This is a genomic window from Acidovorax sp. GW835-FHT14G06 (assembly GCF_058793595.1).
Genome location: NZ_JBXAGA010000005.1, coordinates 22530 through 35358 on the forward strand (window position 1 = coordinate 22530; position 12829 = coordinate 35358).

The window sequence follows — 12829 nt, forward strand, 5'->3', positions numbered from 1 at the left end:
GACAACCCAGGCGCCGAACCAAGCAACCTTGGCCATCAAGAGCAGGAGTTTCTTGGTGCCTATGCGTCACCTCTTTGAGACCGTGGTCGCCACAAGCGGCACTCGGCACTCGGAAATGTATCGCCACAGTGAACGGGTCACCCCACATGCGACTCAGCTTGGCACGTGGAGTACGAAGTCGATTTGGATCGACCTAAACGCACGAACCAGGAGCCTTTCATGGACAGCAAACTCCCTTTTGAAGGACCTGAGAAATGAAAAAAGCCGCCCGAAGGCGGCTTTTAAGCTTTTGTATCAACAACTGGCCAAAGCCAGCTGACGATATTAGAAGCTGTGACGGATACCGAAGTCGTAGCCGTTGGAGTTGCTGTTCACACCAGTCACAGCGCCGTTCAGAGCTTGTGCAGCGCCGTTCTTGTTGGTCAGGTGAGCGTACGTTGCGTACAGAGCCGTGCGCTTGGACAGGTTGTGCACATAGCCCAGAGCCAGCTTGTTCGTACGGGGATCAGCACCAACGGTGTCGATCTTGTAGGTAGAGTAAGCCAGACGAACTTCGCCAGCGCCCACGGGAACCAGACCACCGATCAGGAAGCCCTTGCCGTCGTTGCCGCCGCTGATCTTGTCTTGGTTGTAGTGAGCCATGATCTTGGCCACGCCCAGGTCGTATTGACCGCCCAGGTTCACAGCCTTGATGTTGCCCGTCAGGAACTTGGTTTCGGAGAAGGCGATAGCGGCGTTGATGGGGCCGTTAGCGTAACCAGCGCGCAGTGCCAGGCCGTTGCCGTCCTTCTTGTTGGCGGCGTTGCTGTTGTTCTCACCCATGTAGTACTGGGCTTGGCCATAGAAACCACCCAGGTTGCCAGGCAGGAAGTAGCCGATGGAGTTCGAAGCGCGGATGGTGGTAGGGCCGCCCAGGCTGGAGTTCAGGGTTTGGGTGGTGCCCACGCCGTTCGTGCCGAACGGATCGAACACGGTCAGGTTCCAGAATTGGGGGGTGTAGTCACGGCCCAGACGCACTTCACCGAAGCCGCCGTTCAGGCTAACCGTCGAACGACGGTTGAAAGTCAGGCCGCCGCCAGTGCTGGTAGCTGCTTGGTTGTTGGTGTTGGTAACGCCGCCGGTGCCGTTGTCGTTGTTCAGACCGGCTTCGAGCCAGAACGAAGCGGACATGCCGCCACCCAGGTCTTCAACGCCGCGGAAACCCAGACGGCTGCTGTTATAGCCGGAGTTCGTCAGTTGCGACTTGTTAGAGACGCTGCCGGAACCGTAAGCGTAGGTTGCGTCAACCACGCCGAACAGGGTCACGGAAGATTGAGCCATTGCAGCGCCGGAAGCAGCCAGCACAGCCAGGGCAATCAGGGATTTTTTCATTGCGAGTTACTCCAAGGTTAAACATCGGGCTCCGGTACGGGGGGTCTATGGTGAAAGCACCTGCACAGTCCCGCCGGTTTCCCGGGCCAACCTCCTGGTGGGGAAGTTGCTCTTATTGCACCAGACCCGGCCGGGTTTCGCAAAGGAATTCACCCACAATCGCCCCGAAAGGGGAAATTCGTTGCAGTGTTGCAACATTTCAGTGCGCACGGGCAAAATCACGATTGCTGCATGCAACTCCTGTGCCTTGCCTTGCGGTTTTTTGTATCCAAGTGCAATTTGTGTTTCGACGCCATTGCCATCCGAGAGCTTTCCATGGACGCTTTTTTGACTGCCGCAGACAACGCGCTGCGCACACTGTTTGCCCAACCCCGCGCTTCCGAACAGACACCGGCACACGGCGTGCCCGAGGCGTCGCTGGATCCTGCGCAGAAAAAGCTGGCGGGAGCCCTGATGCGCGTGAATCATGTGGGGGAAGTGTGCGCCCAGGCACTCTACAGTGCGCAGGCGGCCGTCACCCGTGACCCCGCCCTGCGGGACCACCTGCAGGCAGCGGCGCGCGAAGAGACCGACCATTTGGCATGGACACAACAGCGCCTGGACGCACTGGGCGCACGCCCCAGCCTGCTCAACCCTCTGTGGTTCGCAGGGGCTTTTGCGCTCGGGCTGGTGGCGGCCAAGGTCAGCGACCGGGCCAACCTGGGGTTTGTGGTGGAGACGGAAACCCAGGTGGCCGCGCATCTGCAAAGCCACCTCGACAGGCTTCCCGAGCAAGACCAGGCATCAAGGGCCGTGGTCGCCCGGATGAAGCAAGACGAGGAGCGGCACGCAGACCAGGCCCGCGCCGCCGGTGCACTGGAATTGCCCGCCCCGGTGCGCCTTGCCATGAAAGGCGCCGCGAAGGTCATGACCACCACGGCGCACTATCTCTGAACCCCAAGCTGGCTCACGCAGGCAGCGGGCGCACCAAAAAACATACGCGCCGCAACCCGCTCAGCTTGGCAGTCCAGACCACTACACGCCGCCCCCTCAGGCCTCCAGCACTTCGAAGCCGGTGGTGATTTCGGCCGTCTTGCCCAGCATGATGCTGGCCGAGCAGTACTTGTCATGGCTCATGGCAATCGCGCGCTCCACGGCGGCCGGGGGAATGCCCTTGCCCGTGACGGTGAAGTGCATGTGGATCTTGGTGAACACCTTGGGGTCGGTCTGGGCGCGTTCCGTCGTCAACTTGACGCTGCAGCCACGCACGTCGTGGCGGCCCCGCTTGAGGATCAGCACCACGTCATAGGCGGTGCACCCGCCCGTGCCCGCCAGCACGGTCTCCATGGGTCGGGGCGCGAGGTTCTGGCCTCCGTTGGCCGGGTTGGCGGCATCGGGGGCACCGTCCATGGTCAGGACATGGCCGCTGCCGGTTTCGGCCACAAAACCCATGCCAGAACGGGCTCCCGCCCCGCCGGTCCAACTGACTGTGCATTCCATTTGTGTTCCTCCTGTGTGACACGTGGTTTTTTTCGCACGGAAAACCGAAACGAAAAGAATTTGATGCGAATTTTGCTGCATCGCAACAAGACTCGCGCTAAACTTCGCCCATGCGCTGCCGCTTTCGAACAGAAAGGAACCGGCAGGCGGCAAGAAGCCGGAATACGGCACTTGCCTCGCACCGATTGTCTCCTCCATCTCCTCAAAGGATGGATTAGCCCCAGGCCTCACGGCCCGGGGCTTTTTTTTGCCCGCTCGCACCGTCCCACGGCAGGCTGCCGTCCCGGATGCCTCGGCCTCTTACCAAGGCGACGCCCTATGATGTGGGCCCCCGCCCGCCGCCCTGCGCCGGTGGGGCTCTCCTCCTGCACCTGCCATGACCCAGCACCTCACCCCCGCCGACTACCTCAAGAAAATCCTGACTGCCCGCGTGTACGACGTGGCGGTGGAGTCGGCGCTGGAGCCCGCCAAGAACCTCAGCCGCCGCCTGCACAACAAAGTGCTCTTGAAGCGCGAAGACCAGCAGCCCGTGTTCAGCTTCAAGTTGCGGGGCGCCTACAACAAGATGGCGCACCTCACGCCCGAGCAGCTGCAGCGCGGCGTGATCTGCGCCTCGGCCGGCAACCACGCCCAGGGCGTGGCCATGAGCGCCCACCGACTGGGCACGCGCGCCGTGATCGTGATGCCCACCACCACGCCGCAGCTCAAGATTGATGCCGTGAAGACGCTCGGTGGCGAGGTCGTGCTGTTTGGCGAGAGCTATTCCGACGCCTACGGCCATTCCGTCCAGCTGGAAAAGGAACAGGGCCTGACCTTCGTGCATCCGTTCGACGACCCGGACGTGATCGCCGGCCAGGGCACCATCGCCATGGAAATCCTGCGCCAGTTGCAAAGCCTGGGCAGCAACCAGCTCGATGCCGTGTTCGTGGCCATTGGCGGCGGCGGACTCATCTCGGGTGTGGCCAACTACATCAAGGCCGTGCGCCCCGAGATCAAGGTGATCGGGGTGCAGATGAACGACTCGGACGCCATGATCCAGTCGGTGCAGGCCCATGAGCGCGTGACGCTGGCCGATGTGGGCCTGTTCTCCGACGGCACGGCTGTGAAGCTGGTGGGCGAGGAAACCTTCCGCGTGGCGCAGGGCCTGGTGGATGACTACATCACCGTCGATACCGACGCCGTCTGCGCCGCCATCAAGGACATCTTTGTGGACACGCGCAGCATCGTCGAGCCCGCAGGAGCCTTGGCTGTGGCAGCCATCAAGCAATACGTGGCCACGCACAAGACCAAGGGCGAGACCTACGCCGCCATCCTGTGCGGCGCCAACATGAACTTCGACCGCCTGCGCTTTGTGGCCGAGCGTGCCGAAGTGGGCGAGGAGCGTGAGGCGCTGCTCGCTGTCACCATTCCGGAAGAGCGCGGCAGCTTCCGCCGCTTCTGCGAGGTGGTCGGCGGCCTGCCAGGCGGCCCGCGCAACGTGACCGAATTCAACTACCGCATCAGCGACGCCGCCCGCGCCCATGTGTTTGTCGGCCTGACCACTAACGGCAAAGGCGAATCGGAAAAGATCGCCAAGAACTTCAACCGCCACGGCTTCGAGGCGCTGGACCTGACCCACGACGAGCTGGCCAAGGAGCACCTGCGCCACCTGGTGGGCGGCCACTCGGCGCTGGCACAGGACGAGCGCCTGATGCGCTTTACCTTCCCCGAGCGGCCTGGCGCGCTGCTCAAGTTCCTGAGCCTGATGCAGCCGACCTGGAACATCAGCCTCTTCCACTACCGCAACCAGGGCGCGGACTATGGCCGCATCCTGGTGGGCATGCAGGTGCCGCCCGAGGACAAGGCAGCCTTCGACGCCTTCCTGGCCACGCTGGGCTACCCCTGTGTGGAAGAAACGCTGAACCCGGCCTACCGGCTGTTCCTGCGCTCCAAATAATGCCAAAAATGGCTGCAAGCGCTGGTTGAACAAGCCTTGACAGCTATCAAAAAAGAAGTATCGAGCCACTGAAGCCCATCATGCAAGCCCTGCGCCACTACCTGCTGGCCGTGCAGTTCTTCACCCGCATTCCGGTCACCGGGCGGCTGGCGAACTGGGTGGGCTACAGCCCCGCCATGCTGCGGGCCAGCGCGGCGCACTTTCCGGGCATTGGCTGGCTGGCGGCGCTGCTGTCCACAGCCGTGTATGCCGCGCTGCACTGGGCACTGGCACCCAACCCGCTGGCCCCGGCTGTGGCGGCGGTGTTCTGCACCATCGCCACGGTGCTGATGACCGGTGGTTTTCATGAAGACGGTCTGGCCGACGTGGCCGACGGCCTGGGCGGCAGCTACGACCGCGAGCGTGCGCTGGACATCATGAAGGACTCGCGCATTGGCGCCTTCGGGGCCATGGCGCTGGTGCTGGCGTTGCTGGCCAAGCTCAGCCTGTTGGCGCTGCTGGGGGCGCACAGCCTGCCGGTGGCACTCGCGGCCCTGGTCGGCGCGCACGTGTTGTCGCGCTTTTGGCCCCTGCTCATCGTGCGCAGCCTGCCGCATGTGGGTGATACGGCGCGCTCCAAAAGCAAGCCGCTGGCCGACCAGATCTCCGGCCAGGCACTGGTTGCGGCGTTTTTATGGTGTTTTCCGCCCCTTGCGCTAGTCGGATATGCCCAATCAGCTCTCTTTTTGGTAGCACCCATCGCTCTCAGCGCGCTCTGCGCGGGCTGGATGGCGCGCTGGTTCGCCCGAAGGCTGCAAGGCTTCACCGGCGACTGCCTGGGCGCCACGCAGCAGGTGAGCGAAATCGGTTTCTACCTGGGCGTGGCCATCGCACTGCGATGGCTATGACGCCCCCCCCTGCTGCCACCAGCAGCCGCCTGTGGCTGGTGCGCCATGCAGCCCCGATGGTTGCCCCGGGCACCTGCTACGGCGCTTTGGACGTGCCGGCCGACGCGCAGGCCACCCGCGCTGCGGCAGAGCGCCTGGCAACAGCCCTGCCCGCTGGAGCCCTCGCGGCGCATTCCACGCTACAAAGATGTGAGCTGCTGGCGCTTGATTTAAAAGCGCTCAGACCCGATTTGACCTTGACCCCCGACGCCCGGCTGCGCGAGATGGACTTTGGCCGCTGGGAAGGGCTAACCTGGGACGCCATCGGCAAAAGTGCCATCGACACCTGGGTGGCCGGGTTCGCCACCCACGCACCCGGCGGGGGCGAAAGCCTGGCCCACATGCTGCACCGCGTGGCAGCAGCCCTGCAGACCGCCCAGGCGTGGCGCACCGAACAGGGCGCGGGGGATGTGGTGTGGATCACCCACGCCGGCGTGGCACGCTGCGTGGCCTGGTTACAGGAGCGGGGTGAGAGCGCCCTGCCCCGCTCAGACGACTGGCCGGTGGCGGCGCCGGGCTGGGGGGATTGGGAAATCAGGCAGTTGGCCTGAAGCTGTAGGCTGACAGGTGCTCAGTTCTTGAGCGGCATGTCCAGCGTCACCGTGGCGGGCCCACCCATGCTGGTCCCCAGTTGCGCCTGGCGGGGGCCCAGGGCCTGCAACACCAGGCCTTCGTCCACCGCAGCGCCCACGCGGAAGGGCTTGGCGGGCTTGCCGTCCACGGCAATCAGTGCCGCACCGCCGCCACTGCTGCGCCCCGACAGCACCCCGATCAGCGTGAACCGGCTCGCGGTGGGTGCCACCGGCGCTGCCACACCAGGGGCTGCAGGCGCCGCGCCCAGCAAACGCGCCAGGGCCTGCGCATCCATGGCCACGGGGCCCGGAGCCACGGCCGGGGCCGTGGACACTGCCGAGGGCGCCGATAGGCGCAGCCCCCAATAGACCACACTGGCACCGGCTGCTGCCCAGAGCACCAGAGTCCCCAGGCGGACGCCCCATTTGCTGTACGTATTGGTCACCATGCGGGGATTATGATTCACGCGATTCGACCATCCGAGAGACCGCCAGCAGTGAACACTTCTTTCTCCCTCCTCGTGCGTTCCGCCCCCCGCCGCGTTGCCAAGTCCGTGGCCCGTGGTTTCACCCTCATCGAGCTGATGGTGGTTCTGGTGATCATCGGCGTGCTGGCCGCGCTGATCGTGCCCAACGTGCTCGAACGTGCCGACGATGCCCGCGTGACGGCCGCCCGCACCGACATCACCAACATCATGCAGGCGCTCAAGCTCTACCGCCTGGACAACCAGCGCTACCCCACGGCCGAGCAGGGCCTGCAGTCGCTGGTCATCAAGCCCACTGCGGGCCCCGTACCCGGCAACTGGAAGCTGTACCTGGAAAAGCTGCCCAACGACCCCTGGGGCCGCCCTTACCAATACCTCAACCCCGGCATTAAGGGCGAGATCGACGTGATGTCGTTTGGCGCCGATGGTCAGTCGGGCGGCGAAGGCAAGGACGCCGATATTGGCAGCTGGCAGTAAAGAGATGTGGTCCCCACGGTCGTGCGCTGGCGTGTCACTCCCTGCCCCCCGCAGCAGGCTCGCCCTGCGCTTCGCTGGTGCATGGGGCCGGGCCTTGCTTGGGGCGGCCCGGCGCTGCGGCCGTATGCCGTGTGGATACACCGCGATCGTTGCAACCTCACATCGCGCAAGTCCATGAATCGCTCGCGCGGATTCACCCTCCTGGAACTGCTGGTGGTCATCAGCATCATGGCGCTGGCCACGGCGGGCGTGGGGCTGGCGATGCGCGACGGCGGACAGACGCAGCTGGAGCGGGAAGCCGCACGGCTGGCGGCGCTGCTCGAATCCGCGCGTGCCCAGTCGCGCGCCGGGGGCATCCCGGTGCGCTGGCGCGCGCTGCCGGGGGGCTTCCGTTTTGAGGGGCTGCCGCGCAGCGCGCAGGCCGCTCTGCCCAACCAGTGGCTGGACCCCGGCACCGTGGTGCGCGGGCCGGCAGTGCTGCTACTGGGCCCCGAGCCCTTGATCGGCCCGCAGCAGGTGCTGATCACCCACCAGTCCTCCCCCGACCGCTCCCTGCGCATTGCCACCGACGGTGTGCGCCCGTTTTCCGTGGATGCGGTGCAGTGAGGATGCACCGCCCTCTCATCGGCCACCGGGGTTTCACGCTGGTGGAAGTGCTGGTGGCGCTGGCCATTGTGGCCATCGCCCTCATGGCGGGGCTGCAGGCCACGACGGCGCTCACGCGCAACGCCCTGCGGCAGTCCGACATCGTGCTCGCGCAGCTTTGCGCGGAGAACGAGCTGGTCAAGGCCCGGCTCTCGCGCCAGATGCCCAGTGTGGGTGACAGCAACCTGACCTGCGAGCAGGCCGGGCGCCAGCTGCAGGTGGTGACCATCGTGCGGCCCACGCCCAACCCGAGTTTTCGGCGCATCGATGCGCAGGTGCTGGACGGAGACAACTCCATCCTGCGCCTCTCCACCATCATTGGAAGGTATTAATGCCCCCCCTGAGTCGCTTCGCGCCTTCCCCCCGTGAGGGGGACGCACCCGGTGGCCTGGCAGAGCCAGTTCCACGGGTGCGCTGGCCTCGCGTCGCGCCAGTTTCGAAGGTCCCGCGCGGCTTCACGCTCATTGAGCTGCTAGTCGCCATCAGCGTGATGGCGTTGATTGCCATCCTGAGCTGGCGCGGGCTTGATGGCATGGTGCGGGCGCAGGAGTCCACACGCCAGCGGGCGGACGAGATGCTGGTGCTGCAGGCCGCGCTGGGCCAGTGGGGTACGGACCTGGACGCCCTGATGCCCGTTGCCAACACCACACCCCTGGACTGGGACGGCCAGGTGCTGCGCCTCACCCGCCGCAGCAGCGCCGTGCCCGACGAGGGTGCGCTGGTGGTGGCCTGGACCCGCCGCAATAACAACCAGGGCGTGGGCCAGTGGCTGCGCTGGCAGTCGCCGCCGGTGCGCACCCGCGCCGACTGGCGGCAGGCCTGGGAGCAGGCCGCCCAGTGGGCGCGTACGCCGGGCGACGCCGAGCGGCGCTACGAGGTGACGCTGCTGCCGCTCGACAGCTGGCAGATCTTCTACTACCGGGGCGGCGCGTGGTCCAACCCGCAGTCGAGCACGGGCACCCCGTCGGGCGACAGCACCTCGGCCATTCCGGACGGCATCCGCCTGCAGATCACCCTGCCCCCGGGCCAGGCGCTGGCAGGCCAGCTGACGCGTGACTGGGTCAACCCGGTGCTGGGCGGAGGCAGATCGTGAGTACCCCCCTGAGCGGCTGCGCCGCATCCCCCCAGGGGGACGCCACCCGTGGCCTGGCAAAGCCAGCTCCACGATGGCATTCGCTGTGGCAGCGCCCATTGCACAGGCACAGGGCGCGCGGTGCCGCGCTGCTCGCCGCCATGCTCACCGTCACGCTGGTCGCCACATTTGCCGCCGCCGCAATGTGGCAACAGTGGCGCGCGGTGGAGGTCGAGACGGCCGAGCGCGGCCGCGTGCAGTCCACCTGGATCTTGATCGGCGCACTCGACTGGTCGCGGCTGATCCTGCGCGAGGATGGGCGCTCGGGCGGGGCCGACCACTTGGCCGAGCCCTGGGCCATCCCTCTGCAGGAGGCCCGGCTGTCCACCTTCCTTGCGGCCGACAAGAACGTGACCCAGGTGGACGACGCCAGCACCGACACCACCGAGGCCTTCTTGTCGGGCCAGATCACCGACCTGCAGGGCCGCCTGAACATCACCAACCTCGCGGAGGGCGGGCAGGTGCAGGCCGTGGCGCTGCGGCAGTTCACCCGATTGTTCGAGCGCCTGGGCCTGCCCGGACAGCAGCTGAGCGTGCTGATCGACGGCCTGCGCCGGGCGCAGGCGGGTGCGGGCGCCGACAGTGGTTCCGCCCCCCTGCTACCGCCCAGCGTGACCCAGCTGGGGTGGCTGGGCCTGACCCCGGCCACGGTGGCGGCGCTCGCCCCCCATGTGACGCTGCTGCCCGTGCGCACCCCGGTCAACCTGAACACCGCCGACATCAACGTGCTCATGGCCGCCATCGACGGGCTGGACAGCGCCACGGCCCAGAAGATCGTGCAGACCCGCGAGGCGCGGCACTTCCGCACCCTCAGCGACGTGCGCGACCTGGTGGGCGCCAGCATCGACATCAACGAAAGTGCCCACGCCGTGGCCTCGTCGTACTTTGAAGTGCGGGGCCGCCTGCGGCTCGGCGATGCGATGGTGGACGAGCGCTCTTTGGTGCGCAAACAGGGCATCGACGTGACCACACTGTGGCGCGAACGCGGCGCCTTCGACCGGGAAACCACGCAACTGCTGCCCGGGGCACAGCGCTGAGGGTGTAACAACCCTCACACTGCACCCACCCACACCGCCGCTGCGTCACGCCCGCCCCCTAAAATGGCCCGCAAAACCCGCCCATGAGCACCCTGATCCTTTTCCTGCCGCCGGCCCGCCCGGGACCCGCCTCCGAGTACGCCTACACGCTCACGGCTGACGGCCATTCCGCCCTCCAGCACGCCACCGCACCCGCAGCCCTGCTGCCCGAGCCCACCCGCCCCGGCGGCGAGGTCGTGGCCGTGGTGCCCGCACGGGCGCTGTCGTGGCAGCGCGTGACCATTCCGGCCGGTGTGCCGCTGGGCGCCGGCCAGCAGACGCCCCGGCTGCGCTCGGTGCTGGAAGGCCTGCTGGAAGACCGCGTGCTGGACGATGCCAGCCAGCTGCACTTTGCGCTGCAACCCGGCGCACAAAGTCGTGCGCAGGCTGGCGAGCCGGTGTGGGTGGCCGTGTGCGACCGCGCCTGGCTGCGCGAACACCTGCAGGCGCTGGAGGCCGCAGGCCGCCGCGTGGCCCGCGTGGTGCCCGAATTTGCGCCCGGCCCCACGGCCAGCGGCCAGCCCGAGCTGTGTGCCCTGGGCACGCCCGAGGAAGCCTACGTGGTGCTGACCGGCCATGGCGCCGACCAAGGCGTGGCGGTGCTGCCGCTGACCCCCATGGCCCTGACCCTGGCACGCGCCGCCTTGCCGACCGCCGACAGCGGCGACGAACCAGCCCTCATGGTCCGCGCCGAGCCCGCCGTGGCTGCGCTGGCCGAACGCACCCTGGGCCCGCAAGGCCAACGCATTGCCCTGCACACCACCAGCCAGCGCGCGCTCGATGCCGCCCGCAGCGACTGGGACCTGGCGCAGTTCGACCTGTCCAGCACCAGCAGCACCCGCGCGCTGCGCAAAGTGGGCAGCGCGCTGAGCGCGGCGCTGTATGCCCCGCAGTGGCGTGCAGCCCGCTGGGGCGCGGGCGTGCTGGTGGTGGCGCACCTGGTGGGGCTCAATGCCTGGGCCTGGCAAGAACGGCAGGCACTGACTGCCAAGCAGGCCAGCGTACGCAACACCCTGACCCAGACCTTCCCCAAAGTGCAGGTGGTGGTCGATGCGCCGGTGCAGATGGAGCGGGAGCTCGCCCAGCTGCGGCAGGCTGCCGGCAGTGTCTCGCAGCGCGACCTGGAGCCCCTGCTGGCAGCAGCCGGTGCGGCCTTGCCCGATGGCCGCCTGCCCAGCAGCATCGAATACACGCCCGGCGAGCTGCGCCTGCGCGGCGTGACCCTGGCGCCCGATGAAGAATCTGTGGTGTCTGGCCGCCTGCAAGCCGCCGGCTACCGCGCCCGCATGGACGATGGCAGCCTGTTGCTGCGCACCGAGGTGAGCCCATGACCCAAACCTCCGCACTCCAGGACCGCTGGAAAGCCCTGGCGCCCCGCGAGCAGAACCTGGTGCTGGCCGCCGGCACGGTGGTGGCGCTGGCCCTGCTGTGGTGGGTGGCCGTCGCCCCCGCACTCGGCACCTTGCGCGCCGCGCCCGCGCGGCACGCCGCACTCGACGCCCAGCTGCAGCGCATGCAAAGCCTGCAGGCCGAGGCCCAGCAACTGCAGGCCACACCCGCCACCAGCCCCGGCGATGCCGTGGGTGCGCTGCGCACCGCCCTCACGCAGCGCCTGGGCAACACGGCACAGCTCAACGTGGCGGGCGACCGCGCCACGGTCACGCTCAAAGGCGCATCGGCCGACGCACTGGCCCAGTGGCTGGCCCAGGCCCGCAGCAATGCCCGCGCCACGCCACTGGAAGCGCGGCTGACCCGCAGCGCAGCCCCCGCGGCTACGCCCCCCCCCGGCAATGCGCCCGTCACCCTGGGCAGCCCACCCGTAGCCATGCCCCGATGGGACGGCACCGTGGTGCTGGCCCTGCCCGCCGCCCCGGCCCGCTGACCCGCGGACTCACCTGAACAACACATTCCCCCCGTGGCCCGCAACCTCCGTCCGACACGTCCTGCCCCCCGCTCCGCCCCCCGCACGGCGTGGGGCTGGGCATGGGCCGGTGCGCTGGTCGGCGTGCTGCCCGCCGTGGCGGCCTTTGCGCCCGCGCACTGGCTGGCAGGTGGCGTGGCAAGCGCTACCCAAGGGCAGGTGTTGTTGCTACAGCCACGTGGCACGGTGTGGACCGGCTCGGCCCAACTGGTGCTGACCGGCGGCCAGGCCAGCAAGGACAGCGCCGCTCTGCCTGGCCGGGTGGATTGGCAACTGCGCCCCACCTGGGACGGCCTGCGCGCCCAGCTGCAAGCGGGCTGCTGCACCCCCGAGCCCCTGCGGGCCCAGGTGCACGCACGCTGGGCAGGCCTGCAGGTCAAAGTAGCCGACGGCCAGAGTCAGTGGCCCGCCGCCCTGCTAACGGGCCTGGGCACCCCCTGGAACACGCTGCAACCGCAGGGCCAGCTGGCCCTGCAGACGCGCGACCTGGCCCTGCAATGGGCCGCTGGCCGCATGGTGCTGTCGGGCCAGGCCCAGCTGGATGCGCGGGCCATGTCCTCGCGCCTGTCCACGCTGCGCCCCATGGGCAGCTACCGGCTGGTGCTGCAGGGCGGCGAAGTGCCCACGCTCGCCCTCAGCACCCTCGACGGGGCCTTGCAACTGAGCGGCAGCGGCCAGTGGGTGGGCAACCGCCTGCGCTTTGCGGGCGAGGCCAGCGCCGTCCCCGAACGGGAAGCCGCACTGTCCAATCTTCTGAACATCATCGGACGGCGCAACGGCGCGCGCTCCATCATCACCGTGGGTTAAGT

Annotated in this window: 15 protein-coding genes; 12 read left to right on the top strand and 3 right to left on the bottom strand. The window is 67.6% G+C overall.

Annotated features, from left to right (window positions below):
• Positions 1-324: 324 nt before the first annotated feature.
• The gene (locus tag AC1Q64_RS09530) at positions 325-1371 is read right to left on the bottom strand and encodes a porin (protein WP_209816156.1); all 1047 of its coding nucleotides are present in this window, start codon (positions 1369-1371) and stop codon (positions 325-327) included.
• Positions 1372-1686: 315 nt separating this feature from the next.
• Between AC1Q64_RS09530 and coq7 the strand changes: the two genes are divergently transcribed.
• Entirely contained in the window at positions 1687-2304 is a 618-nt protein-coding gene (coq7, locus tag AC1Q64_RS09535; RefSeq protein WP_056646690.1) for a 2-polyprenyl-3-methyl-6-methoxy-1,4-benzoquinone monooxygenase, read from the top strand.
• A 96-nt stretch (positions 2305-2400) separates the two neighbouring features.
• Here the strand turns inward: coq7 and AC1Q64_RS09540 are convergent, their stop codons facing one another.
• Positions 2401-2850: an OsmC family protein gene (locus AC1Q64_RS09540; RefSeq protein WP_492251155.1), complete on the bottom strand. Its 450-nt coding sequence runs from the start codon at positions 2848-2850 to the stop codon at positions 2401-2403.
• A gap of 376 nt (positions 2851-3226) precedes the next feature.
• Between AC1Q64_RS09540 and ilvA the strand changes: the two genes are divergently transcribed.
• The 3 genes from ilvA (at position 3227) to AC1Q64_RS09555 (ending at position 6263) form a co-directional block, all read left to right on the top strand.
• The gene (ilvA, locus tag AC1Q64_RS09545) at positions 3227-4786 is read left to right on the top strand and encodes a threonine ammonia-lyase, biosynthetic (protein ID WP_291439680.1); all 1560 of its coding nucleotides are present in this window, start codon (positions 3227-3229) and stop codon (positions 4784-4786) included.
• Between the two features lie 80 nt (positions 4787-4866).
• The gene (gene cobS, locus AC1Q64_RS09550; RefSeq protein ID WP_492251156.1) at positions 4867-5673 is read left to right on the top strand and encodes an adenosylcobinamide-GDP ribazoletransferase; all 807 of its coding nucleotides are present in this window, start codon (positions 4867-4869) and stop codon (positions 5671-5673) included.
• Complete coding sequence (locus AC1Q64_RS09555) at positions 5670-6263, top strand: histidine phosphatase family protein (RefSeq protein WP_492251157.1); 594 nt, start codon at positions 5670-5672, stop codon at positions 6261-6263. The genes cobS and AC1Q64_RS09555 overlap by 4 nt, the downstream gene beginning before the upstream one ends.
• A gap of 20 nt (positions 6264-6283) precedes the next feature.
• Here AC1Q64_RS09555 and AC1Q64_RS09560 read toward each other — a convergent pair whose 3' ends face one another.
• Positions 6284-6733, bottom strand: coding sequence for a type II secretion system protein N (locus tag AC1Q64_RS09560; RefSeq protein WP_291439674.1), 450 nt, complete (start codon positions 6731-6733; stop codon positions 6284-6286).
• Between the two features lie 72 nt (positions 6734-6805).
• Between AC1Q64_RS09560 and gspG the strand changes: the two genes are divergently transcribed.
• The 8 genes from gspG (at position 6806) to gspN (ending at position 12827) form a co-directional block, all read left to right on the top strand.
• A complete protein-coding gene (gspG, locus tag AC1Q64_RS09565) occupies positions 6806-7246 on the top strand; it encodes a type II secretion system major pseudopilin GspG (protein WP_099731210.1) in 441 nt (146 codons plus the stop codon).
• Positions 7247-7420: 174 nt separating this feature from the next.
• Positions 7421-7852: a prepilin-type N-terminal cleavage/methylation domain-containing protein gene (locus tag AC1Q64_RS09570; protein ID WP_492251158.1), complete on the top strand. Its 432-nt coding sequence runs from the start codon at positions 7421-7423 to the stop codon at positions 7850-7852.
• 2 nt (positions 7853-7854) lie between these two features.
• Entirely contained in the window at positions 7855-8223 is a 369-nt protein-coding gene (gene gspI, locus AC1Q64_RS09575; RefSeq protein ID WP_492251159.1) for a type II secretion system minor pseudopilin GspI, read from the top strand.
• Positions 8223-8984 carry a PulJ/GspJ family protein gene (locus AC1Q64_RS09580; RefSeq protein WP_492251160.1) on the top strand — a complete coding sequence of 254 codons (762 nt, stop codon included), beginning with the start codon at positions 8223-8225 and terminating at the stop codon, positions 8982-8984. The genes gspI and AC1Q64_RS09580 overlap by 1 nt, the downstream gene beginning before the upstream one ends.
• Positions 8981-10060: a type II secretion system minor pseudopilin GspK gene (gspK, locus tag AC1Q64_RS09585; RefSeq protein ID WP_492251161.1), complete on the top strand. Its 1080-nt coding sequence runs from the start codon at positions 8981-8983 to the stop codon at positions 10058-10060. The genes AC1Q64_RS09580 and gspK overlap by 4 nt, the downstream gene beginning before the upstream one ends.
• A gap of 83 nt (positions 10061-10143) precedes the next feature.
• On the top strand, positions 10144-11430 hold the full coding sequence (gene gspL, locus AC1Q64_RS09590) for a type II secretion system protein GspL (RefSeq protein ID WP_492251162.1): 1287 nt from the start codon (positions 10144-10146) through the stop codon (positions 11428-11430).
• A complete protein-coding gene (locus tag AC1Q64_RS09595; protein ID WP_492251163.1) occupies positions 11427-11981 on the top strand; it encodes a type II secretion system protein M in 555 nt (184 codons plus the stop codon). The genes gspL and AC1Q64_RS09595 overlap by 4 nt, the downstream gene beginning before the upstream one ends.
• A 33-nt stretch (positions 11982-12014) precedes the next feature.
• Positions 12015-12827: a type II secretion system protein N gene (gene gspN, locus AC1Q64_RS09600; RefSeq protein ID WP_492251164.1), complete on the top strand. Its 813-nt coding sequence runs from the start codon at positions 12015-12017 to the stop codon at positions 12825-12827.
• Positions 12828-12829 lie beyond the last annotated feature (2 nt).

What these genes read in the sequence shown, in the direction of transcription:
- AC1Q64_RS09530 (WP_209816156.1), bottom strand. Translation starts at nt 1,371, where the DNA reads ATGAAAAAATCCCTGATTGCCCTGGCTGTGCTGGCTGCTTCCGGCGCT.
- coq7 (WP_056646690.1), top strand. Translation starts at nt 1,687, where the DNA reads ATGGACGCTTTTTTGACTGCCGCAGACAACGCGCTGCGCACACTGTTT.
- AC1Q64_RS09540 (WP_492251155.1), bottom strand. Translation starts at nt 2,850, where the DNA reads ATGGAATGCACAGTCAGTTGGACCGGCGGGGCGGGAGCCCGTTCTGGC.
- ilvA (WP_291439680.1), top strand. Translation starts at nt 3,227, where the DNA reads ATGACCCAGCACCTCACCCCCGCCGACTACCTCAAGAAAATCCTGACT.
- cobS (WP_492251156.1), top strand. Translation starts at nt 4,867, where the DNA reads ATGCAAGCCCTGCGCCACTACCTGCTGGCCGTGCAGTTCTTCACCCGC.
- AC1Q64_RS09555 (WP_492251157.1), top strand. Translation starts at nt 5,670, where the DNA reads ATGACGCCCCCCCCTGCTGCCACCAGCAGCCGCCTGTGGCTGGTGCGC.
- AC1Q64_RS09560 (WP_291439674.1), bottom strand. Translation starts at nt 6,733, where the DNA reads ATGGTGACCAATACGTACAGCAAATGGGGCGTCCGCCTGGGGACTCTG.
- AC1Q64_RS09570 (WP_492251158.1), top strand. Translation starts at nt 7,421, where the DNA reads ATGAATCGCTCGCGCGGATTCACCCTCCTGGAACTGCTGGTGGTCATC.
- gspI (WP_492251159.1), top strand. Translation starts at nt 7,855, where the DNA reads ATGCACCGCCCTCTCATCGGCCACCGGGGTTTCACGCTGGTGGAAGTG.
- AC1Q64_RS09580 (WP_492251160.1), top strand. Translation starts at nt 8,223, where the DNA reads ATGCCCCCCCTGAGTCGCTTCGCGCCTTCCCCCCGTGAGGGGGACGCA.
- gspL (WP_492251162.1), top strand. Translation starts at nt 10,144, where the DNA reads ATGAGCACCCTGATCCTTTTCCTGCCGCCGGCCCGCCCGGGACCCGCC.
- AC1Q64_RS09595 (WP_492251163.1), top strand. Translation starts at nt 11,427, where the DNA reads ATGACCCAAACCTCCGCACTCCAGGACCGCTGGAAAGCCCTGGCGCCC.